The sequence below is a fragment of the Nocardiopsis sp. Huas11 genome (assembly GCF_003634495.1).
GTDB lineage: Bacteria > Actinomycetota > Actinomycetes > Streptosporangiales > Streptosporangiaceae > Nocardiopsis.
In genome coordinates this window covers 583204-606473 of the sequence record NZ_RBKY01000001.1, presented here as the reverse complement: position 1 = coordinate 606473, position 23270 = coordinate 583204, and the positions used below count along the sequence as shown (strand labels likewise).

Sequence of the window (23270 nt, the reverse complement as noted above, 5' to 3'; positions counted from 1 at the left end):
CAGCGGCCGCCGCTGTTAGCCATCGCCGCGACGTCCTTCGGGAAATCGGTCTGGGTCAGACCTTGGGCCGGTGGAAGGTGGGCTTTCCAGTCCAGGTCGTCCGTCTCTGTCAGGCTAGCCGAGATGGCCTCCTCGATGGGGTCATCGGCCAGCCGACCAGCCGAGGCTGCGGTGCAGCGCGGTGAAGACCATGGTTTGGGTTCCTAGAATAGGCGGCGGAGACCACGAAGGATCTCGCGGTGTTGTTCCAGGGTTTGGTTGAACTGTTCAGCGCCTCCGAGAAAATCGGTCCAGGGCCAGTCGGGGCGTCGTGTCTGCTGCCTACGGAACACGATCTCGGCCAGCGGCATATCAGGTTCATTCCAGGACCAGTTTCGCCGGTGCACGTATTCACCACTGAGGGCACGCCATGCGCTTGAGGAGTCCTGCTGTTTTTCCTGGATGAGTCCGAGCCGGTACTCGTGTCCGTGGAAAGCTTCGACGAAGTCGCTCTTCAACGATATGTAGTCGTCGAAGAATCTCCGGAGGTCAGTCTTCAGAAGATGGCTCGCTGGATAGAACCACTGTTTCGTATTCCATCGAGGCATCGCGTTGATCCACTCGTCCTCCAAGACCCGGTTGGGGTGCAGTAGTTGCGCAGTCGGCATGGGATCACCAGTCCCCGACCGGTTGCGGCCTTCGACTTCGGTTGCTAGGCGGAGAAAGAGCCTTTCTCGGCCCCGGTGAGCGGCTACCACACCGAATGTGGTAAATGTCAATACTGCCGGATACAGCCGGGCCTGGTCCAGGAACACGTCCACCTGCCTGAGGGGGCGGGTGCCGGCATCGACGAGCCTCTGGAACGCGTCAATCCAGAGTTGATCGTGAATTCCGTCAGGGTCGTGCCAGGTGCCGGGAATGAGGAGATGCAGCAGAGGAGCAGTCGCCTGCAGGTGGTCTTCGTACGTCCGCTGAATCGTGGTGGCGTCGACCGAGGGTAGGGAGGTTGGTTTGTCTGCGATGGCATCGGTGAGAGTGTCGACGGAATCCATTACTAGGTCGTGAAGGTCGATACGTCGCAACGGGTCAGGTAGGTATCGCTTGAGTCGGCTCACGGCCATGGCTGTCGACAAGGGTGGCTCAGCGAGGCGGTCGAGTGCCTCAACGCTGGAGAGAAGCTCAGTGAACAACTCGTCGGCACCAGCGGCGGGGATCACTTGACCTGAACGAGAGTGCAGCAGTCGCTGGGCGGTATCGCCGTTGCTGCTGCGGCTGTCCCACCACAGCGGGTAGCGGCGGCTTGGTGTGTTCTCCAACGCCTCGACGAGAGCGGTGTCCCAATCCGCGGACCACCCCGACACGAGGAGTCCGTAGTCGTCGAACACCTGCAGAAGCAGGTTGGTCCACTCAGGCGGATACGTCTTCAGCTCCGCAGGGGTGTTGCGGCTGCCGAGATCCTTGTAGTCGCCGTGCAGCTTGATGACGGTCGCTTGCGCGTGCGTGAGAGGCATCATCCCGTTGACGGCCTCGGGCCGACTGATGACTTGCGACGAGACTCCGACAGCATCAAGTGCCTGCTCCATGAGCCGGTCGAAGTTCGTCGTCACGATCACCCGTACGGTGCCGCGCTTGACGAGTTCGGCGACCGCCTGGTGGGCCTTGCTCGGCGTTTTCAAGCCATCTGCTCGCTCTTCCTCGGACGGTTCGAAGAAGTCGGCCAGCAGCCCCTGCCGGGCCGCAGCCGTGGGTGCCAGGTGTTCCAACAGGCGGGCGTATCCGAGGTCGCCGTCACCGTGCTCGTCCCACCAGCGTTCAGGATCCTCTGCCGCAGTCTGCGCTGATGCGCTGTCGGACGGATCGGTGGCGGCTGCCAGACGTCGGACGAGTTCCTTGACGACGCCCCAGCCTGTGGGTACCCCGGCACCCGTTGACACTCCAGAACCCAGCAGTACCGCGTACACACCTGGCTGGGCCTGCATCGCCATCGCCAGCGTTGCCATGGGCGAGATCGGTTTGACCATTCCGGCTCCCTTCGCTCAGAGGTCCAGCGTTCCATGTGGGTAAGACATAGCGGTCTGGGACGTGTCGTGTTCTTGGGCAGGCTGAGCGCGGTGATCTCGCTGGTCCTGTTGGCTGGGCGGGCTTGAGCAGTCACGCCCCCGAAAGTGCACTTCACCAGACTTCATGTGAGCCGTAGCGAAGCGAACCGGATCTGCGGCGGTGCTGTGGCGTAGATCCGCCCCTGTATCGGGGCGTGTGGGCGGCTGACGGGCCGGTTGGCCCTTGGGGGTAGGCGCGGGATGTTAGGGCGGACGTGACCGTGTGGGGCGCGTCCGCCCCTACTATGTTCCCGGGGCGAGGAGCCCGTCTGAAGTGGTGTTTCTCGGTCCGCTGGGGTTGCTCCGACTGAGGTGCGACTGAAGAGCACGTATGGAGCACAAACGGCCCGGATCAGGGCCTCGCGCCTCGCCTGTTCGACTTGCGCACCCCGTCTGACCTGGGGTTTTGTGGCGCACCCGGCAGGATTCGAACCTGCGGCCATCGGATTAGAAGTTCGCTGGTTACGTGCCGTCACGTGTCGCTACGTACCGTTTCGTGCCACCCCATCCGATCCGCTGTGCCGTTTGGAACCGTGTGGTGCCGCCTGATGTCGTGTCAGTACGGAACTGAAGAGCAAAAACGGAGCACACACCGGCCCCTGGCGGCGTCCGATGGCACCTCGCGAGGACCTCGGTCGTCCTTCGGTGTTCTCGGGCCAGCGACTCCGAGATGGGGTGGGTGTCCCCTATCGGCCATCGCGCTTGCGAAGTCGGTGGGTGCGCGATGATGGTCGCCCCTCGTTCTTCTTTCGGGAAGGTGCAGGCCGATGCCCTCCACTCCGTTGTTCTCCACCTACCGTCAGGGCGAGAACCGCGTCACCTCCTCCATGCTGGCCGTCTTCGAGCGCGTTGGCCTGTCCGTGACCGAGACGATCCTGGCCCGGGCTTCGGGTGAGTCCACTCTGGAGACGGTCGTCTTCACCAACCAGCACTCCACCGGCAAGGGCACGGTCCCCGACGCGCGGATTGCCGCGGACTTCACCTACCTGTTCGAGGTCAAGACCGCCCGCAACGCCATCCAGGATCCTGAACAGCTCACCGGCCACCTGCAGCTCTTGGACGAGGAGTCGGGGAAGAAGACGTCGAAGCGGTTCCTATTCGTGCTCACCCCCGACCCGGTCCGCCCCCAGATTGTCGAGGACCTGGCGGACATGCGGGTGGTGTGGTTCAACTTCGCCGCCCTGCACGACGCCATCACCGAGGTCCTGGGCGACGCCCTTTCCGCCCCTTCTGAGCGCGACCGGTTCCTGCTGCGCGAGCTCCAGGCACTGTTCGAGGCTGAAGGACTGATCTCCCATGACGACGTGGTGGTCGTCGCGGCCGGCATCGCCCACGCCGAGTACCTGGAGAACTCCGCTTACATCTGTCAGCCGGACCGCTTCTTCCGACCCGGGCTGACCCACCTGGGCTTCTATGCCGGTGGGGCCATCCAGCCGCAGATCGCCCGCATCCACACCCTGGAGAGCCGAGTGCTGTTCACCTACGCCGAGGCCGACCTCCGCAAGACCCAGGGAAGAAACAAAGCCCGGATCGGGGAGGTCATCAGGTGGGCCCTGGACACCGAGGTCCGGGAGGAGGGGGAGGAGTACATGGTGTTCCTGCTCTCCGGACCGGAGGATGCCGACACGGTGCGATTGAGCGCCCCGCTCGTCAACGACAAGGTCGCCTCCAGCGGTCGTCCATGGGCCTGGACCATGAGCCAGGGTTACACCTCCCTGGTGGCCCTGACCAGGCCCGGGGTGTCCAGGACCAGCGACCTGAAACAGGCCTGAACACCTTGGCCTCGGAGCGATGGCGGCCGAATAGAGCGGCGCTCACCCGTGCCCACCCCGACCTGACGGGCCTTCCTGCGGGTTTCGGGCAAAGGTTTCCTTGCTGTATCGAGCCTCGTTAAATCTCAATCATTTTTTGCAGCCATGCGCATGCCTGTAAAGTTTGCTCCAAGTGAGGCCGGTAGATAATTGGTTGAGTGTCTGCAAGTCTCTGGTGAATGCGTGCGGCCCAGTCCATGCAGGCAAGGGCCTCCTCATACTGTCCAAGGCTCTTTAAATGAAATGCCTGATTCTTGAGAGATGTGGCGAGGTTGGGAAGATGGGTGTCGGGATTTTTCTTGCAGAGTTCTTCATAATGATGGACGGCGTGAGAGATCGTCTCGACTGCCTCTCTGTGGCGCCCTACTTTGCCGAGGCGGTTTGCTTGGTTGTTGAGGGATGTGGCGAGGTCGCTGAGGAAAATATCGGGTTTGTGGTGGGCGAGTCCGCGGCGGATGTCAACAGCTAGGGTGATGGCTTCAAGAGCCTCCTCATGGCGCCTTAGAGCAGCAAGGCGGTTTGCTTGGTTGTTGAGGGATGTGGCAAGGTCGTTCAGGAAAATATCGGGTTTGTGGTGGGCGAGTTCGCGGCGGATGTCAACAGCTAGGGTGATGGCTTCAAGAGCCTCCTCATGATACCCCAGATCGCTCATGGCGACAGACTGGTTGTTGAGGGACATAGCGAAGTCGGAAAGGTGAGGGCTGGGCTGTCTCTTAGAAAGAGTTCGGTAGTGACCAACGGCCTGCGTTATGGCATCTAATGCTTGTTGATAATTTCCCATCTCACCCAGGACCTTAGACTGGTTATTGAGGGACAAGGCGAGACTGGGTAGGTAGGTATGAGGGAGTTTCTTGGAAAGAACTCGGTAGAGCTCGACGGCTTCGTTGATGACCTGCAGGGCTGCTTCTTGTTTTCCGAGGTCGATCAATCGAATGGATAGGTTGTTTAGAGATCTGGCGAGGCTGGCAAGGGCCTCGTTCGGGTTGAGTTTTCCCTCCATGCGTAAATTTGTTACTAGCTGGTTATTGAGGCGCACGGCCCATCCCGCGAGGCAATTGCTGAAAACGGGGAGGGAATCTTGTAGGCGCTCAAGAGTCCTTGTATCGGTTTTGGGATGTGCGGTGATCTGGTCGAGAGCCTCTACGAGAGGTGAGGGATCTTCGGACTGTGTGGCTACAGCGATGGTGGCTGGGCCGAGCGCAAGCGGGTGGCGTGCGCACAGTGTGGTCAGGTGCCCTCCCACGGAGGGAAGGGCGGGGTGCGCGGCCGCGCGGGCGTACAGGGTCACCAGGCGTTCGGCGTCCGCGGTGGTGATGGTGTCCAGGTGGGGGTCGAACAGGGCGGGGTCGCGCTGGAGGCGCTGGCCGAGGAAGTACTCCAGCAGCCGGTCCGGTTGCAGGTGCCCCCACATCTGCTCCCCGTCTGTGGGGTACAGGCCGCTGACCCACAGGCGGATCTGGTGTTTGCGGGCGGTGGTCTGGCCCTCCAGCACCGCCGTGCTCCCCAGGAGTTCGTCTGCTTCCTCGACGTCGGCGGGGGTGAGGGCGAAGACCAGGGCCAGCACGTCGCGCAGCGGTTGTGCGAGGTCGGAGTCGTCCAGGCCGTAGGCGGTGGCGGTCTGGTTCCAGTAGCGGAACTCGTGGGCCAGCACCCGACCCTCCACCGCGCTGTCGGAGGTGATGGCCGTGGAGTGTTGGGTGGCGTCCAGCAGGTCGGCCAGGGCGCGCATGTGCACGCTCAGCACGGTCTCCCACTCTGCACCGGACAGGTCCGGATCGGCCAGGCCGTCCGCGACCTGGTCCCAGTCGGCCGGATGCGGTGTGCGGGCCGCCGGTAGTGCGCTGGCGAGGTGACCCAGGGCGGTGCGGTACTCCTGGGTGCGCGCGACCACGCGGGGTGCCAACGAGGGCAGCGGGAGTTGTTGGGCGATGTCGGCCAGCAGGTAGCCGGTGGCGGTGTTGACCTGGTCCCACCACTCGCCCACGGTGCGCACCAACAACAGCAGCCGGACGGGAGCATGACCTGGGGGCCGGTCGCAGAGTTGGAGCAGGCGGATCAGTTGTGTGGTGCGGGTTTCAGCGTAGTCCACCACTACCAGCAACGGGGCCGTGGTGTCCTGGACCGGGTCGAGCGCGTCGGGGGTGGCGCTGCCGGTGAGCCACAGGATGGCCCACCGGCGTCCTTGGGTGTCGGGGCGGGCCAGGCGTGTGGTGAGTTCATGGGCCAGTCGGGTCTTGCCCTGACCGCCAGGTCCGTGCACCACCATCGCCGTGAGCGGTTCTTCGCTGTTACACCAGTCCAGCAGGGTCCTCATGGTCTCGTCGCGGCCGTGGAAGGCCACCACCTGCCGGTGAGCCTCCAACAGCGCGGCGGGGGAGGGCCGGTGGTGTGTGCCCGGGGTGTGGGCCAGATGCGCGAGCTCGACCGGCTCCAAGGCCAGGGGCACACTGTGCTCGGCCAGCACTGCCCGGAACGCCGGGTCGTGGTGCAGGACGTAGGCGGGAACGATCTCCAGGGCGGCGTGGTCGCGGTGTTCGAGGTCGGCGGTGACCACACCCACCAGTAGTTGGCCTTCGGCGCAGCGCATAGCGGCCCCGGACAGGCCTGCCCACAGCGAACGCCGCACCCCCTCCTTCTCCTGTTGCTCGACCTCGTGGGGGTGCCAGCGGGGCGGGTGGGTGCTCAGGTCCATGACGTGCCGGTGGTTGACGAAGTGGTTGCCCGGGGCCACCGTGCCCACCAGCTGTGCGGTCTCCGCAGCCAGACCCGGGCGTTGCGCCAGGTCGGGAAAGCCCCACACCTCGCACGGGGTGTGGGGGGTGGTGGTGACCAGCCGCCCCCACCGGGTCATCACCGCACGCTCGATCCAGCCCGGGTCGGTGATATGGACCAGAGCGGCGTCATCATGCCCATGAGGAGTGCCGCGCCAGAGGACCTGCCCGGTGTGCGGGCGAGGGTCGATGGCGGTGTGCACCTGTACCTGGCCACCGACTGCGGGCACGGTGTGGGCGCTGGTCAACACCAGGCGTGGGGCGATCACGTACCCTGACCCACTGGCGTGGGGGGTGGTGATGCGGGTGATGCGTTGGGCGGTGTCCAACATGCTCTCCGGTCACTGGCACGAGAGGGCTGATAGGGGGACGGGTGCCTCAGCGGGTGTAGGGGGGAGGCGGTGCGGCGTGGGTGTTCTGCTGGGTGCTGGTGATGGACACGTCGCCGTTGGGGGTGTCCTTCGGGCGGGGGGTGAGGGTGAAGGACACCCGGTGAGTGCGGGCCCGGCTCGCCCCGGCCTCGATCTCGCCGGAGGCGATCCACGCGGAGAGTTTGCCCTTGGCCTTGCCGTCGACGCGGAACTGGACCTCGAAGTCCATCTGGATGGGCCCGACCGTGAAGGTGATGTCGGGGCTTTGGGCTTCGGCTTCCTCGACCGCCTCGGTTAGCTCCTCGCGCAAGGTTCGGACGGCGTCGGTCAGGCGAAGTTCCACGCTGGGCTCCTTGGAGGGCAGGGGGTGAAGGGGGTGCGATCCTACGATCGCAGAACCCGCGTTGCGGCGCGGTGTGCGGCTGGGGTTGGCCGTATCCGGTCAGGCCGCCGTCCCAGACTGGCGTTGGGCGCTCAGATGCAGACGGGTGCCGGGAGATCGCCTCTCGTCACTCACGGGAGCGGGGCACCGCTGAACCTAGGGCAGTAGGTACCCAGTCGGTGTGCTGCAGTTGCTGACGGCATGGGAGACGAGGCGCTGAACTTCTTGACTGACGCTGCGGGGCTCCGGCCGAGCCTGCCGACAGAGCGGTTGAGCTTGATCGCCACGGCCAGAGCATGCCACGACCTTTCAGCGAAGCCTCACCCGCTATCACGCACCAACTCGTTAGGCCGTCGCTTACTTCGGCGGTGCTTCCAACCGCTCAACGTCTGCGATTAACTCGGCGACACTCTGGTAGCGCTCGGTTAGGTCGTTGACAGCACACTTGTGGATTATCCGCCCTACAGTGTCATCAGCTGCGGGGAGTGACTCTCTGCCCTTGAAGATATAGGCCAGGACATGCGCGATCGAGTACATCTCGTTCACGACCCCGTAGTCCTTGAAGCTACAGAGCATTGGGTCCCGGATCGTCCCCTTCATCTCGGTCTGGGTCCGGGTGAACTCGTTCGCCTGATCCTTCACGAGCCCAAAGTCCGAGAGCTTCACCAGAACGGCGCCGGAATCGAAGACTTTCAGCAGTATGTTCTGGAGGCTGATGTCACGGTGCAACAACCGTTGGTGGTGAAGGTAGTTGATCCCGTAGAGGAACTGCAAGGCAATGCGCTTGCGAGCTGCGAAGGGCATCGTGGCGTTCTTCTTGCTGATGTGCTCCCGGAGCGTTGTGTCGCAGTACTCCATCCGGTACTCGTTTCGGGTCTCGTCATAGCGGTAGACCTCCACCACGTAGGGAAAGCTCAGCTTCTTCAGGACTTCAAACTCCTGCTTGAAGCGGTGCAGATCGCGCTCGTCCAGCTCTCTCTTCGCCCGCTTGACCGCAAACTTGATGCCGTAGTCGGGGTCGACGTAGGAGTAGACGTGGGCGTAGGATCCGCTCCCCACCATCTTCAGCTCTACGGCAGCCTCCTGCTTCTTGAGCCTAACGCTCTTAGCCGCGTGGGCGAAGACTTGCTCGTAGCTGATGACCTCGATGAGCTCAAAGTCCTCCGGCACCGCACTGCCCCCGCTTGGCGAAAGCCATGGCCGACATCGATCCAGCGCATCCTGGTAGGAGTCGGCAAGTGCGACCTCAATGCCTGCCCTCTTCAGGGTATGCAGGTCGAGCTCGATCTCTTCGATGAGCGCGAGCAAGTCCCTGCTGTTGTCGGCCCAGTAATGGTGAGTGGTCTTGGCACGTCCGTTGATGTCGGTGAAGTGCTCGTTCAACCGCCTATGGAGGACTGCAAACATGTGACCCCACTTGGGGTCGTCGTAGAGGCGAGCGAAGGCCCGTGCGGCGGGCATCGCCTCGTACTTCTCTCGCAGGTCGGCCAGCATGAACTCCACCGGATCGGCCACCGTATCCTCCTCTCTCACTACACCGCCATGATCCCATCGCGTCGAGGTGAGTCACTCCTCCTGTTGACTGAGGCGGCGTTCTGCCAGGCGCCCGCCGCAGTGACCATCAAGCCCGGATCGTCCAGGCGATACTCGCAAGTTTGCTGCCCTTGCGCTCAGCATCTCAGGTGCCTCCGGCATCATGCAGGCTGGATCGTTCCCATCCACCAGCCGGGTCCTCACCGACTGGCCGGTCGCGCATCTTGTCTCGTTCCGGGTGTATTGGAGGCTCTCGTGGGTGCCGGGATCGCCTCCCGTCACTCCTATGAGCCGAGCAGCCATCACTCTCGTTCTGGGAGTGCTTGTTGAAGTATGAAGGGGCCTTCATCGGGTCGCGGTGATGGTGTCTCCGCAGCGAGAACAGGTGGCCGTGGCCGAGCGCCCGTGGCGGACCGGAGGTTGGTCGGGGACGTAGTCATGGCCCTGCGGACTCACGCAGGGGATCGCACCGTCCACCGCTCAACCCACCCCAGGGCCGTCTTTGGCCAACAGGCGGATGCGGCAGGTGTGGCCTCGGTACGCTCCTGAGGCACGGCGACACCAAAGCCCAGGAGGCGCGTGATGCGGGAGATCGAGACGAAGTACCGGGTGGGGGACCTCGAGGGGCTCCTGCTCGCGCTCAAGGCTGCCGGGGTGGAGCTGGGCGAGCCGGTCTTCCAGGAAGATCAGGCCTACGCCCCCGCGGGCTGGAGGCCGGAGATGGGCAAGGCCGGTCACACGTTCGCTCGGCTGCGCAGCCTGGACGGTGGAGCGCATGTCTTCACGACCAAGACGCCGCTGGCCAACTCGATGGAGTGCGCCGAGCACGAGACGGTCGTCGCTGACCGGGAGCAGATGCACGCCGCCGTGCTCGCCATGGGCTACGAACCCACCGTGCGCATCGTCAAGCGCCGCCGTACCGGGGCCGCCGGGCCGATCGGGGTCTGCGTCGACGCGGTCGAGAACGCGGGGACGTTCCTCGAACTGGAACTCGTCATCGACGACGACCGCGACGGCCTGGCGGTCCAGGCCGAGCTGGACACCTGGGCGCGTGCGCTCGGCGTCGAGCTGGAGCGCACCACCGACACCTACGACACGCTGGTGCGCGCCGCCGCCTGAGTCACCACCCGTGCGGGGTGAACGGCACCCCGTCGAGCCAAGCGCGGATGCCCTCGGCCGGATAAGGGATGGTGTTCGACGGCAGCACCCGCGGGTCCACCCACACGAGCTTTCCGCACTCGCCGGGTTCGGCGTTGTAGGGCTCGCCCTGCCACTCGGTGGCCAGGAAGAACAGGCCCATCCGGGCGTGCCCGAGCTCTTGGCGGTGGTGGACCACGGCCGCCAGGGCGAGGTGGCCGGGGTCGATGTCGACCCCGACCTCCTCACGCGCCTCGCGCGCGGCGGCCGCGTGCGCGGGCTCGCCGTCCTCCAGGTGCCCGGAGGGCAGGTGCAGCATGCCGTCACAGTACCCGGTGCCCTGCCGTTCCAGCAGTACGATCTCGCCCTGCCGGTGCAGGATGACGTGCACGTCGATGACGCTCGTGTAGGGCATGGCGGGGTCCTGTCCATGGTCAGGCAGCGGCTCGATCCTGCGACCATAGCGCCCTGATGAGGTCGGCAAGGTGCGCTACGGTCTCCTCCACCCCGCAAGAGGTGTCCACCACCTCGGTCAGCACACCTTCACGGGCCAACTGGTCGGCGACCCGCTCGTACAGGGCGACCTCCCTGAGCGTGTTGGCCGGATCGTCCTCGAACCGGCCATGCGAACCGCGCACCACCAGGCGCTCGCGCAGCTCCTCGGCCGGCGCGGTGAGGACGACCTGCAGGTCCGGGGGTTCTGCGAACCGGTTGAGTTCACGGACGAACCTCTCCGGGATCTCGTCCAGCCCCGCCTGGAGGACGAGCGAGGACGCGGTGAAGCGGTCGCACAACACGAGTTGCCCGTCGGCGAGCGCGGGCCGCACCTGGGTAGCCAGGTGGTGATAGCGGTCCGCGGCCACCAAACAGGCCAACGCCAGCCCGGAGAACTCGTGGGTACTGCTGCGGGCGAGTCGACCGATGGCCCCCGAGGAGGGCTGCGTGGTGGCCAGTACCCGCAACCCGTCGGAGGCCAGGCGTGCGGCGAGCGCCTGGACGGTGGTGGACTTCCCGGCCCCACCCGGACCGTCGAAGGCCACGAGCAGTCCCGTCATGCCGCCGCCCTTCGCTGGTGCTCGCCATGGGACAGTTCGACCAGCGCGGCGCGGACTTCGGCCACGGACGCCTCGCCGAACTGGATGTTGGAGGAGAAGTTGAACTCGTCGCGTTGCCTCATGGCCTCGTCCACGCCCTGGTCGGTCAGGTCGACCGGGCTGTAGTCCAGGAGCTGGTCGGGGGTGTAGCGGCCGGTGGCCATGAGCCTGTGCCACTCCGGGGTGCCGGGGTAGGGGCGGAACTCGAACACGCTGCTGCGGAAACGGCCGGGGGCGCCCTCGGTAAGGTCCCACAGCTCCCGCACCAGATCCACGGTCTGTGCCATCTCCGCCCGTGACTCGCCGGGGAAGCCCAGGATGAAGTAGCCCTTCACGCTGATCCCCCTGCCGACGAGCCGGGTGACGACCGAGCGGATCATGTCCTGGGTGATGCGCTTGTCGATGTAGGACAGCATCCGCTCGGAGCCGGACTCGATGCCGAGCGCGACCTCCCTGAGCCCGTTCGCGACCAGGCGGTCCAAGGCAGTGTCGGTTTCGCGGGCGAGCACGTTGATGCGGCCCGTGGCGTCCCACACCGCCCAGTCCCCGACACGGTGCTCCGCGAAGCCGTCCATCATGGTGTTGATGACGCGGCGGGCACCGAGGAAGAGGTCGTCGACGAACCGGAACGCGCTCACCCCGTAGGCGGTACGCAGGTGTTCCATCTCCGCGACCACGTTCTGGGGGGAGCGGACGCGGATCGTGACGTCGGGGTTCGCGGAGACGGCGGCGCCGCAGAAGGAGCAGTCGTAGGGGCAGCCGCGGGCACCGACCATGTTCGCCTCCCACCGGTCTGCCTCGAAGTGCGGGTCCTGGGTGAGGAAGCGCCGGTCGACGAAGGGCAGGTCGTTGATAGGTGGGGCCAGGTGGTGGCCCTGACCCGGTCGGCCGCCTGTCACTGGAGTCTTCAGGACCGAGTCGAGCCACATCACCCCGGGCAGGTCCCCTCGGTTGCGGTAATCGTGCAGGAGTTCGACGGTGCGGGTCTCACCTTCGCCGATGACCAGAGCCTCGCATCGGGCCATGCGGGGGTCGGTAAGGATCTCCGTAGGCATGGCCTTGGCCTGGTGCCCGCCGAGCATGACCTTGATGCCGGGGTCCAGGGCCGCGGCGATGGTCGCGGAGACCTCGTAGGTGGGTGCCAGCAGGTTGAACCCCACCCACCGGGGCGCGGCTGCGTTGACCGCCTGGACGACGTCGGCGACCGGCAGCCCGAGCGCCTCGGCATCGAGCACACCAACCGCGAACCCGCACCGCGCGGCGTAGGTGGCGACGTAGCCCATGCCCAGCACCGGCAGCGTGTAGTCGTTGACGCGCGGGCGTTCGGCGTAGTCGCGCAGGGGCGCGTTGACGAGCAGCAGGTCGAGGGAACGGCCGGGGGTGTGGCCGCTGATCAGGTCATGAAGGGGGTTGGTCCTGTCCACGGGGTCCTCCCAATGCGAGGGTGAGCACGGTCAGGGCGGAGAGCTGTTCGGGTGTGGCGGCGAAGGACCGCCACCAGCGGGCGAAGGTGCCCTCGTCGGTGGGCCAGTCGATGTCGGGAGAGGCATGAGCCGCCCACTTGCGCACGGCCATGTCGCCGTAGGGGTAGAGGGAGAAGTCGCCGGTGACATCGGCGAGGGTGGCTCCGGCGGTCCACGGGCCGATACGGGGCACCGCCTGCACTTCCTCCACCAGCACGTCGGCGGGAAGCTCCGCCCACTTGGTGCCGGACTCGATGAAGGCCCCGGCCGCCGCGATCAGCGGGCGGCGCTTGAACGCCATCCCCAACCCGGCGAAGTCGTCCTCGTCCAGGGCGAGCACGGTCTCGGGACGCGGGAAGGCGGATGGTCCGGCCTCGGGGAGCGGGGCGCCGTGGGCATCACAGAACCGGTGGTACATCAGGCGGGCCTGGTCGGCGCGGATCACCTGGCGGATGATCGCGGTGGCCAGCGCCTCCCACAGGTCGGCGGTGCGCAACCGCTGGACTGGGCCCTGCTCCTCCAAAGCGGAGCGCAGGTTCTCGGGGATCGACCCGCCGAGGTCCATCGGGGAGTACGTGTCTACGGCCGGTGCCTGATCGCGGCCTTCTCCGACCCGGTTGAGGATGAGGGTCGCACCGGCGGTCGCGGTCCATGCGCTGTTCTCGGTGCGCACGGTGCGGCGAGGCTCGGAAGCGGGGGTCCACCCGGGATGGTCAACGATCACGCGCATGAAGTCCTCCGAGGTCAGTCACGGGACAGCCGGGATACGAGCGCGGCCAGTGCCTGCTCTCCCTGCGAGGAGAGCCCGCGACCGACCACTCGCTGCGTGCGTGGATCACGCACCACCCGATACTGGCGGGTCACGTTCCCGATGAGCGGGTCGGTCTCGAAAAGCAGCCTCGCGAGTTCCTGGCGTGTCCGCGTCCCTGCGGGGATCAGGTGCAGCATCCGGTCACGCCGGGAAGCCGTGAGCTGTGCCGCCTCGGAGGGAGGCAGCACCCGCACAGCACCGGTGGCCAGGTGTAGAGACAGGGCCCGCGGGGCACGCTCAGCGCTCACCGGCCACCGCCTCAAGACGCGCGGTCGCGGCGTGGCGGGTGACGGCCGGCATGAATTGGATGATGGGTTTGCCGGGCTTGGGACGTGCTACCTCCGCCCACACCGTGTGTCCGTGCTGGTCCCCGTGCCAGCCCCACGCGGTCGCCAGAGCGCTGACCAACGTCAACCCCAAGCCCAGGGGAGCGGCCTCGGTTTCCGCGCTGAGGTAGGGCTCCCCGGGTACCGAGTCCGGCAAGGGCCCCTCGTCGGTGGCGGCGATGCGCAGATGGTTCGGCAGGTGTGTGAGCGTCAGGCGCGTCTTCCCGCCCAGCAGCCCGGAGCGGGTGTGCCGGAGGCTATTGGCGAAGAGCTCGTTGGCGATCCAGACCAGGGGCTCGGCCTGGAGCCGGTGGAGCCTGCTGGCCGTCCACACCCAGCGCCGTGCCTGCGCGGCCAGACGCGAGTCGGCGCCGTACTCCACGGCGAGCACATTGGGCTGGTTCGACCTGACGAACCGGGGCAGAGGAAGCGGCGGAAGCGGCATCTCGGTCCTTGACACGGCAACTCCTCATAGGGGACAGGAACTGCGACCGGGATCGGCCAGAGAACAGGAATCGCTTCACGCATGTGATCCAGGTCGCTACGGTGAGATAACCACTGCGCGCGTTCGATCGGTACGGGTATGCACCGTCGAACAGTGCCAACGCTGCCAAAGGGTTTTCGGAGGACGGAATGCGTCGTGGCCCCAACGACAAATTGAAGTCCCTCATCGCCGAGCTCGGCTGGTCCCAGCAGCAGACCGCCAGCCGTTTCGTGAGAGTGGCCCAGGAAATGGGGCACACCGACCTGGTCAGCGTGGGCCGCTCCACCATCTCGATGTGGGCCTCCGGTACCCGGCCACAGGACCCGGCCCCCGCCGTGCTGTGCGAAACACTCTCCCGAGGACTGGGTCGACCAGTACGACTGGAGGAGATCGGCCTGGGCAGGTCCCCGATCCCGTCAGCCGGGGCCATATGGGGAGCCGATACCCTGACGGCGCTGGCCGACTTGGGGAGAAGCGTGGACAGACGAGGCTTCATCGGCGCCGCTGTCTACTCCGTGGCAGGGCTCGCTCTGCCGGAGGAGTCCTGGTGGCAGAAGTGCCTGGAGCAGGCACGGGCCCGCCCGGCGACCCGAGGAACCATTACCCCCGACGACATCGCGGCGATCCGGGACGCCACGGCGCTCTTCCAACGCCTGGACCAACAGCGTGGGGGCGGCTATGGAACCTCGGCGGCCACTGCCCTGCTCGCCGACGAGGTCCTACCGACCCTGCGCCGGCACACCCCCCACGAAGAACAGCGACGCGAGCTCTTCTCCGCCGCCAGTGAGCTGGTCTACGTGCTCGGCTGGTCCAGCTTCGACGCGAACCGGCACGCCACAGCGCAGCGCTACCTCCAGTTGGCCGCCAAGCTCGCCGCCGAGGCCGGGGACCGGGCCCTGGTGGGCCACATCCTCCGGGCCCTGGCCCACCAGGCCATGGACCTGGGACACTACCCGCAAGCCGCGAGCCTCACCGAAGCCGCGACCTCCTGCTACGACGTGGCCGGGCCCCGCGAGCGCGCGCTGCTGGGCGTCGTGCACGCCCGTAGCCTGGCCCGCGTCGGCGACACCAAGAGCGCCTCCCAAGCACTGCTGCGGGCTGAGGACGACCTCTCCGACGCCACACCCGACACCGAGCCCGCCCGGGTCTGGTTCTTCGGCAAGGCCAGCCTCGCGCACGAAACCGCCCGCACCCTGCAAGCGATGGGCGACCTGGGGAGCGCGCAGCGCGAGTTCGAGCGCAGCGTCCAACTCCGAGGCGCCGCGTTCAGCCGCACCCACGCCGTGACCTTGGGTTATCTCGGGGAGATCCAGGCCTCCCGAGGCGAGATCGAAGCAGCCTGCGCCACCTGGTCACGGGCGCTGGACGCGATGGAGGGCGTGCGCTCGGGCCGGGCGAAGAACACGGTCCAGACCATGAGAACCGCGTTGAGCACGGTGCGGGGACGCGGCATCAGCGCGGTCCGAGAGGTTGACCGCCGAGCCGCCGAAGTGCTGCGTGTAGCCTGATCCGGCCCGGTCCCTGGAAGGACACCCCAGTGGAGATCACCCTCACCCCCATCGCCACCGTCGTCGGTGGACGCTCAGAGGTCGCGGACGACTTCTGGGGAGGCATCCGGTCGATCATCCGGCTCAACGCGGATCTGCCCCTGGACACCGTGAAGGGGTTGGAGGAGTTCTCCCACATCCAGGTCGTGTGGCATTTCCACCGCGGGTCAGAAGACGATGTGCACCTGGGCGCACGACACCCGAGGGGAAACACGGACTGGCCGCAGACCGGGACGTTCGTTCACCGCAACCACCGCCGCCCCGCCCGACTCGCGATCTCCCACCCGCGCTTGCTCAAGGTCGAAGGGCGCGACCTTCACGTGGAGGACCTGGACGCGGTCGACGGGACCCCCGTCCTGGACATCGCCCCGTGGTTTGCCGAGTTCGGCCCTCGCGGTGAGGTCCGCCAGCCCGCCTGGCCCGGCCAGATGCTCTCGGACTACTGGGCGGCTCCGCCCCAGTAGTCGTCGTGGGGCGAATATCCCCGCACTGATCGTCAGCGCCTGGCCGCTCCAGCCGTCGCCGGGCACGGGCAGGACCCTTGACCGGGAGACGCTGGCGTCGACCGGCAGGACCAGACGGGGCTTGAACCGATCGGTGTCGTGCAACTGCTCGGTTACCTCGATCGCTCTCCTCAAGATGGCGTGGTCAACGGCGGCTGCCGCTGACCGACCTCACCGGCCTTTCGAGCACGTCGGAAAACACGCGGATCTGGACGCGCGGAACCTTCGAATCGGTAGCGGGCTGCGAAATTCGACGTCCGACTTGACCGTTTATGCGCCCATTTGCGAAAACATTTCTCACACCCGCATGTCGCATCGGCCCTTCGCCTGTCTTTTTAAGGGGTCATAAGGGCGATCAGGGCCGGGAGGTGTTGGCGGTGGCACGCAGCACCCTTGGTGGATGGCCCTGGTGTTGGAGCCCTTGGAGGTTGAGGGCACACGATGACGGAGGTCGACCAGGTGAGAGCAACACAGGCCCACAGGGAACAGCGCTCCAGGAAGCAGATCCCGAAAGTCCGTCTGACCGCCTCGGCAGCGGTGGTGCGGGGTTACGGGGAGGTGGTCGGATGATCGACTTCCTCGTCGGAGGCGGAGTGTTCGCGGTCATCGCCGTGATCCCGCTCGTCGGAGCAGCCGTGTGCGCCGCGCTGATCGGAGTGCGATTCGCCCGCCACCACTACCTGTCACGCGAGGCCCGCCTGGTGGAGATCCTGCCGCCGCCGCAGGCCAGCCTCGCCCACGCAACCGCGTTCTGGAATCACACCATGGGGCTGCTCAAGCCCCGCTGGTCGCGGTGGCTGGTGCAACCGCACCTGGCCCTGGAGATCGTGGCCTCCCCGGCCGGGGTGCGGTTCCAGGTGTGGGTGCCCGGGATCGTGCCGCCGGGGACGGTAGAGAGGGCCATCGCCTCGGCCTGGCCCGGCGCGACGACCTCCACGCACGCCGTGGCCGCTGGTGAGTCGCCTCTGCCGCAGGGGGCGTACACCACGGGAGGTCTGGTGCGCGTGGGTCGGGGCGAGGAGTTCCCGCTGCGCACGAAGTTCGACGACGACCCGCTGCGCCCCCTGTTGGGGGCGTTGGAGGACCTGGAAGAGGGCGAGCACTGCCTGGTCCGGATCAGCGCACGCCCGGCGACCGGGCTCCGGCTGGCTCGGGCCCGGCAGGCGGCGGCCCGACGCCAGGGCCACCCCGGGCTGGGGACGATGCTGCTGGATGCCGTGGACCCCACCGTCTCGGCTTCCACGCAGCGTCGGGTACCGGTGCTGCCAGGGACGGGCGATGACGTGAGGGCGATCCTGACAAAGGCCTCCAGCCCGAGGTTGGCGTGCGATATCGCCTACATCCTCACCACCACCCACCAGGGCGACGCGGCGAAGGAGCGCCTGCGGGGGCGGGCGCACGGTGTGGGGTCCAGCTTCGCGGCGTTCACCTCGGGCACCAACCACCTGGACCGCCGCTTCATGCTCGCCCCCACTTGGTGGGCGTCCAACCGGTTCCTGGGCAACGGGTTCCTGCTCTGCACTGCTGAGTTGGCCGGGATCGCGCACCTGCCCACCGATACCTGTGTCCCCGGTCTGGCCCGGGCCGGAGCCCGGCCGACAGCGCCCAGCCCTGCGGTGCCCCGGGGCGGGGAGAACGCCCGGGTGGTGGGCGACTCCGACGCCGGCGTACGCCGCCCTGTCGCCTTGGGTGTGGCCGAGGCACGGCAGCACACGCACATCCTCGGCAAGACCGGGTCGGGCAAGTCCACGCTGCTGGCCAACCTCGTCCTGCAGGACGCCGAGGCGGGGCGGGCGGGGCTGGTGATCGATCCGCGCGGGGACCTGGTCACCGACATCCTGGCCCGCATGCCCGAGCACGCGGTGGACAAGGTGGTGTTGTTCGATCCTGACGACAACGCCCCACCGCCGAGGTTGAACCTGTTGCAGGGCGGCGATGCGGACTTCGTCTCCGACACGGTGGTGGGGATCTTCCGCAGGATCTACGACCAGTACTGGGGGCCCAGGACCGACGACATCCTGCGCGCCGCCACGCTGACCCTGACCAGGGCCAAGGATCCCGGCCTGACGCTCGGGCACATCCCGCGCCTGCTGGCCGACGACGCGCTGCGCCAGGAGGTGATGGGCAAGGTCACCGCCCGAACGGGTGAGGACGAGGCTTTGGAGGACTTCTGGGACTGGTACTCCGGGCTCACGATGTCAGCCAGGAGCGCGGTGACGGGCCCGGTGCTGAACAAGCTGCGTACCGCGCTGCTGCGCCCCTGGGTGCGCCAGGTGGTGGCCTCGGGGCCCTCAAGTGTCGATCTGCCCACTCTGTTCGACACCGGGCACCTGGTGCTGCTCCGGTTGCCGAAGGGTCGTCTGGGTGAGGACACCAGCTCGCTGATCGGGTCGTTCGCGTTGGCGGCGACCTGGCAGGCGGTTACCGCCCGCATCCACACCTCGGAGGCACAGCGCAAGGACCTGTGCGCGTATATCGATGAGTCGCAGAATTTCCTCAACCTGCCCGGTTCGCTGGAGGACATGCTCGCCGAAGCGCGCGGCTACCGGCTCGGGCTCACCCTGGCTCACCAGGAACTCGGGCAGCTTCCTGCGGACCTGCGCAAGGCGGTCTCGGCGAACGCGAGGACGAAGGTCTACTTCTCCGCCTCACCCGACGACGCGGCCAGTCTGCAGCAGCACACGCTGCCGGTACTGGGGGCCTACGACCTGACGAACCTGGGCGCCTACCAGGCGGTGGTACGCCCGCTGGTGGGGGCCAAGGAACAGGGAGCAGCCACGGTGCGCACCCGCCCACTCCCGCCCGGGGTGACGGGCCGGGCGACGCAGGTGCGTAAGGCCGCACGTCGCCACGCCCCCGAGACGGCGGCACAGCCGCCTGCCCGAGGGGTAAGTCCGTCCCCGGGGAGGCCGTTGTTCCAGCAACGCCCCTTCACGGTGACCGACACCCGGAGGGGGAAGCGCACGTGAGCAGGAACGCGAAGGACCACGTCGCGCGCACCCAGGTGCGCCCCTCCTCGCTGGCCCGGGGAAGGATCATGCCCCGAGACCTCCAGGTCCTGGGCGGGGTGCACGACCACAAGGTGATGAGGACCGAGCACCTGCATCACCTGTACTTCCCCGGCGCGGGAGAGCGGTCGGTGCGCCTGCGGTTGCGCAAGCTCCACGGCTACGGGCTCCTGGACCGCTTCCGGCCGCTCTCGCTGCGAGGAAGCAACCCCTACCACTGGGTGCTCGGCTCGGCCGGTGCACGGTTGCTCGCCCAAAAACGGGGCGCAGAGGCGGTCTCCTACCGGTTCGAGCGGGCGGCGGGGGTCGCGGACTCGCCCCGCCTGGGGCACATCCTCGGCCTGGTCGACTGCCTGGTCGCCTTCACCCTCGCGGCCCGCACCACACCGGGGGCGGAACTGGTGCAGTGGTTGAACGAGGCCGAGTGCGCCCAGCGGTGGGGACGCCACGCGCGCCCCGACGCCTACGTGCGCTGGGAGCAGGAGGGAGAGCAGGCGCATGTGTTCGTGGAGTACGACACCGGTTCGGAGACCTTGGCGATGGTGCGGGACAAGATGACCGGCTACGCCGACTTGGCGCGGGCGACACGGTTTCCCTCGGTCGTGTTGTTCGTCGTGCACTCGCGCAGCAGGGAGTCCAACCTGGCCGGGGTGCTCGCCCCGAGGAGCAGTAGCCGGGCGGCGGCCTACCTGGCCACCTACGCCGACCTCGCAGGACCGGGGCCGGCGGGGGCGGTATGGAGGTCCGCCCACAGCCAGGACCGGCTGACGCTCACGCAGGTTGCCGAACGCCACCCGATCGACTGACACAGCACACCAGCGGCCGTCCGCCCAGGGTCTTCCTGGACGGGCGGCCGTCGTCGTACGTGAGGTATACGCGCTGCTCAGCAGTTTCTGAAGTTTTTCGCGGTTGCGTGACTGTTCTGACGAATTCGGGTTGAAGATTCTCGCTCCCCTCGGGAACCATCGGCACTGCCCCGCGCGGCGGCAATTCTTCCGTGTCCGTGTGATCGAGAATCCGGAGTTCCCCCTATGCCTGAAATGGCCATTTTGTCGTTCGTTTCCCTGCCCGGCGTCAACCTCCCGGGCGGTCGGGGAACAGGCTCCAGCACCCGCGCCCGTGGCCCGGTCTACCTGGCGTGACCTGCCTGGAGGCGGGTTGAACGAACGCCGACTCCTGCGGCGGATGGGGCGAGGAAGCGCAGCTCCGGGTGTGTACGAACCCGGGGCCATGGACACCCGCCCCATCCCGTTCAAGGACGAGGCGAACACGAAACCCCGCGCTCTAGGAACCGACGTGTAAAGAAAGGTGCCCCGGCCGGTGCGGCGAACACCGGTCCGGGGCGTGATTCCCACCTGCTCAATTCAGGAGGTAACCATGGCCGAGTCTATGGGAAGGCACCGCAGGCGTCGACGAGGGAAGGGCAGTCGAGCACGGTGGTGGCTCGCCGCGTTCCTGTCCCTCGTGCTCTCTCGCCCGCAGACGGCCCGTCGGCGTGCCAAGGGACAAGCACCCCGCGATACCCGCCCTCAGCGCCACAGCGGGGCGCCTGTGGCCGAACGGGTACCCACTTCACGCCCGCCCGCTCACGCCAGGGCGGCCGATGAGCCGGGATGGATCTCGAACTACCGCGCGGTGAGCAGCCAGCACTCCACTTCATGGGCGCACGCCTTCGACAACGCCAGCCCGGAGACAGGAGTGGCTCCCGCGTCCCGCAGGTCCAGGGGCGTTGAGCGCGGTTGGTGTGTGGACGACACCGGGATCAGGGCGGTGCGCCCCTATCTGGTCAGGCACGAGGAGCACGTGGCCCGCCTGCGCGAACGAGCGCCACAGAGGGCGGTTCACAGGGAGCCCAGGGGCGGTGGCCGACACCGGGCGGCGCCCGTCCCTGCCAGCTCAGGCGATGAGGCGGGCGAGTTCGACGAGCTGGCCCGCCTGGTCCGCCAGTGGCAGGCCCTGACCGGCTGACCTCAGGCAGCTCCTCGGGGTGGTGACGCCGCATATACGGCGTTACCACCCCTGTCGTGTTCGGCACGCGCAGCGGCTGACTTCGCGAGATCGAGAAACGCAGCGACAACCCGTGAGGCGCACCGAGTTCCAGTGCCATGGCGGAACCCATTTGAGATGTCTGGCAAAAGTCAACGAAGGTCTCCTTATGTGACTGGTGGCTGAAACAAGCGAATAACTCCACGGGTACTTGTCGATGATCCAGGAGTTGGCTCGTGTGGACAGTGCGAGAGCGGTGCGGGGGGTGTCACCTCGAACCGCTGAATCTCTCATTTCGGTGCGATATTTCCAGTGACGTTCATCGCCGAGGGGAAAGTCGACGGGCGGACGGGCCGCGACCACGCGCCCCACCGCCATTCGCTGTGCGCGCCGTCGGCGATCGCTCCGAGGTGCTCATCGTGGTGTGAGCAGGTGCGGTGAGAGTACTCCGTGCCCTACTCCCCTTAGTACGGAGTACCCCCACCCTGTTCTCACCGCAGGTCAGGGCGTTCTCACCTACTCCTATGGGTGTCCCGACTGAATACCTAGTAGGTCGTCATCTCACGTAGGGGGCGGGCGGCCCCCAACCCAGGGCGGACACCGGCCGCCCCGCCCCTGGCTCATCAGTCCCATGCCTGGCCGCCCCCTTCCCTCCCCCTCACCCCTTACCTGTCCCATGCATGAAGGATGACCAGCTCCATCCTTATTCATGCGCGGAGGTGATCACCCAGAACCGTGCCGTTCACGGAAAACATGATCACCCGGCCCGGCCCCGTGAACAGCGCAGCGAAAAAACCTCGCGCCACGGTTTGACAAGCTCGCCTCAACCAAGTTCCTCTTGGATCGCTCCCGAGCCGGAGATCCGGTTTCAGGAATGAGCGGTAAACGGGTTGACGCGACGGGTTGACAAAAACACAACCCCAAGTGAACCTGCGGACCGCCACAGAGAAAGACGGAAAAAGTAAGGGGTTATTCCATGAGTTCTACGCGCGCCATTCGCGGCCCGGCCAGGTGGGCGCCAACCCGCCACCGCGACCGGCTCGGGGACGTAAGGCTCCACCCCCGCGCCCACTGTGCCCGCACGGTCCTCAACCAGACGAGCTCGTAGCCCGGCCCCCGGGCGGGCGGTGCGCGAACACCGACCTCCCCGGAGCCAACCCGCAACCGCTCGCGCCCAGTCCCGTCGCGACAAGCCATTCCGCTTCCGAGGACGCGAGCCATCACCCACAACCTTAAGGACTGCCGCTATGACCTCGCACCGCTCGGCCACCCACACCCGCGAGCGCATCCTGGCCGCGCTGGGCATGTTCACCGAACCGGTCTGCGTCACCGAACTGGCCGAGGCCGTCGAAATGGGCCGCTCGACCATCACCAAGCACCTCAACAGCCTGGAGAAGGAAGGCGCCGCTACCCGGACCCCGGGCGGCCGTGAGGGCAGGCGGCGCCTGCCCGACCACTGGACGCTGTCCACCTCGACCACCACGGGCACTGACCTGGCCCCGGGCACCGAGCCCGAGGACGGCCACCACGACACCGGCGCTGGCCCCGACGAGTTCGACGCCGACGAGGCCCCGACCACCCCCACGGCTCCGGCCGTGACTAGGTCGGAGGCACCCGTGCCGATCTCGCCCCAGCGTCCCGCGGTCGCTCTGGTGGCCGCCCACCGGCTCGGCGGGGGCGAGGCCGGGGCGGTCAACCCGGTCAGCGGTACGAACCGGCTCGCCCCGGGCGAGCTGAAGCTGATGGTCCAGGCGATCCTCGACAGCGACCCGGCCCTGGAGTTCGGGGCGACCCAGATCAGCCACCTCCTCCAGGGGCGGTCGATCGGAGCCGTCCAGAACAACCTCGCCCGCCTGGTGGCCGAGGGGGCGGCCGCGTTGACCCGCGAGCGGCCCCGCCGCTACCGCACCACCAAGGCCACGGCCCCGAACGCCAACTAACACCCGCCCCCAGGGGGTGTGGGCG

General features: G+C 67.0%; 18 protein-coding genes. 8 read left to right on the top strand and 10 right to left on the bottom strand.

What is annotated here, in order from left to right:
- Window positions 1–203: 203 nt before the first annotated feature.
- Window positions 204–2000, bottom strand: a complete 1797-nt coding sequence (locus DFP74_RS02620; RefSeq protein WP_121180237.1) for an SIR2 family protein — start codon at window positions 1998–2000, stop codon at window positions 204–206.
- 845 nt (window positions 2001–2845) lie between these two features.
- Here DFP74_RS02620 and DFP74_RS02615 point away from each other — a divergent pair.
- Complete coding sequence (locus DFP74_RS02615) at window positions 2846–3850, top strand: hypothetical protein (protein WP_121180236.1); 1005 nt, start codon at window positions 2846–2848, stop codon at window positions 3848–3850.
- A 118-nt stretch (window positions 3851–3968) separates the two neighbouring features.
- On the opposite strand, the gene DFP74_RS02610 is transcribed toward DFP74_RS02615, so the two are convergent.
- The 3 genes from DFP74_RS02610 to DFP74_RS02600 all read right to left on the bottom strand — a co-directional run bounded on the left by DFP74_RS02610 (window position 3969) and on the right by DFP74_RS02600 (window position 8928).
- Window positions 3969–6992 (bottom strand): tetratricopeptide repeat protein, encoded by a 3024-nt coding sequence (locus tag DFP74_RS02610; protein ID WP_121180235.1) that lies wholly within the window; start codon window positions 6990–6992, stop codon window positions 3969–3971.
- A 46-nt stretch (window positions 6993–7038) separates the two neighbouring features.
- Window positions 7039–7374 carry a trypco2 family protein gene (locus DFP74_RS02605; protein ID WP_121180234.1) on the bottom strand — a complete coding sequence of 112 codons (336 nt, stop codon included), beginning with the start codon at window positions 7372–7374 and terminating at the stop codon, window positions 7039–7041.
- Window positions 7375–7770: 396 nt separating this feature from the next.
- Window positions 7771–8928: a protein kinase family protein gene (locus DFP74_RS02600; protein ID WP_121180233.1), complete on the bottom strand. Its 1158-nt coding sequence runs from the start codon at window positions 8926–8928 to the stop codon at window positions 7771–7773.
- A 600-nt stretch (window positions 8929–9528) separates the two neighbouring features.
- Here DFP74_RS02600 and DFP74_RS02595 point away from each other — a divergent pair.
- The gene (locus tag DFP74_RS02595) at window positions 9529–10065 is read left to right on the top strand and encodes a class IV adenylate cyclase (protein WP_121180232.1); all 537 of its coding nucleotides are present in this window, start codon (window positions 9529–9531) and stop codon (window positions 10063–10065) included.
- A 1-nt stretch (window position 10066) separates the two neighbouring features.
- Here DFP74_RS02595 and DFP74_RS02590 read toward each other — a convergent pair whose 3' ends face one another.
- The 6 genes from DFP74_RS02590 to DFP74_RS02565 all read right to left on the bottom strand — a co-directional run bounded on the left by DFP74_RS02590 (window position 10067) and on the right by DFP74_RS02565 (window position 14237).
- A complete protein-coding gene (locus DFP74_RS02590; RefSeq protein WP_121180231.1) occupies window positions 10067–10498 on the bottom strand; it encodes an NUDIX domain-containing protein in 432 nt (143 codons plus the stop codon).
- Window positions 10499–10517: 19 nt separating this feature from the next.
- On the bottom strand, window positions 10518–11138 hold the full coding sequence (gene tmk / locus DFP74_RS02585) for a dTMP kinase (RefSeq protein WP_121180230.1): 621 nt from the start codon (window positions 11136–11138) through the stop codon (window positions 10518–10520).
- Window positions 11135–12601 (bottom strand): B12-binding domain-containing radical SAM protein, encoded by a 1467-nt coding sequence (locus tag DFP74_RS02580; protein WP_121180229.1) that lies wholly within the window; start codon window positions 12599–12601, stop codon window positions 11135–11137. The genes tmk and DFP74_RS02580 overlap by 4 nt, the downstream gene beginning before the upstream one ends.
- Entirely contained in the window at window positions 12576–13370 is a 795-nt protein-coding gene (locus DFP74_RS02575; RefSeq protein WP_199725452.1) for a DNA-3-methyladenine glycosylase, read from the bottom strand. Before DFP74_RS02575 ends, DFP74_RS02580 begins: the two co-directional genes overlap by 26 nt.
- 14 nt (window positions 13371–13384) lie before the next feature.
- Complete coding sequence (locus tag DFP74_RS33240) at window positions 13385–13588, bottom strand: hypothetical protein (RefSeq protein ID WP_147453803.1); 204 nt, start codon at window positions 13586–13588, stop codon at window positions 13385–13387.
- Window positions 13589–13688: 100 nt separating this feature from the next.
- Complete coding sequence (locus DFP74_RS02565) at window positions 13689–14237, bottom strand: ATP-binding protein (protein ID WP_121180227.1); 549 nt, start codon at window positions 14235–14237, stop codon at window positions 13689–13691.
- Between the two features lie 173 nt (window positions 14238–14410).
- On the opposite strand from DFP74_RS02565, the gene DFP74_RS02560 reads away from it, so the two are divergent.
- The 6 genes from DFP74_RS02560 to DFP74_RS02535 all read left to right on the top strand — a co-directional run bounded on the left by DFP74_RS02560 (window position 14411) and on the right by DFP74_RS02535 (window position 23245).
- Window positions 14411–15769, top strand: a complete 1359-nt coding sequence (locus DFP74_RS02560) for a Tat pathway signal protein (RefSeq protein WP_147453802.1) — start codon at window positions 14411–14413, stop codon at window positions 15767–15769.
- A 29-nt stretch (window positions 15770–15798) separates the two neighbouring features.
- Window positions 15799–16272, top strand: coding sequence for an SAM-dependent methyltransferase (locus tag DFP74_RS02555; protein ID WP_121180225.1), 474 nt, complete (start codon window positions 15799–15801; stop codon window positions 16270–16272).
- A 605-nt stretch (window positions 16273–16877) separates the two neighbouring features.
- Window positions 16878–19280, top strand: a complete 2403-nt coding sequence (locus DFP74_RS02550; RefSeq protein ID WP_121180224.1) for a type IV secretory system conjugative DNA transfer family protein — start codon at window positions 16878–16880, stop codon at window positions 19278–19280.
- The gene (locus DFP74_RS02545) at window positions 19277–20125 is read left to right on the top strand and encodes a replication-relaxation family protein (protein WP_121180223.1); all 849 of its coding nucleotides are present in this window, start codon (window positions 19277–19279) and stop codon (window positions 20123–20125) included. The genes DFP74_RS02550 and DFP74_RS02545 overlap by 4 nt, the downstream gene beginning before the upstream one ends.
- A gap of 940 nt (window positions 20126–21065) precedes the next feature.
- Entirely contained in the window at window positions 21066–21287 is a 222-nt protein-coding gene (locus tag DFP74_RS02540; protein ID WP_121180222.1) for a hypothetical protein, read from the top strand.
- 1265 nt (window positions 21288–22552) lie between these two features.
- Window positions 22553–23245 carry a winged helix-turn-helix domain-containing protein gene (locus DFP74_RS02535; protein ID WP_121180221.1) on the top strand — a complete coding sequence of 231 codons (693 nt, stop codon included), beginning with the start codon at window positions 22553–22555 and terminating at the stop codon, window positions 23243–23245.
- Window positions 23246–23270: the final 25 nt, after the last annotated feature.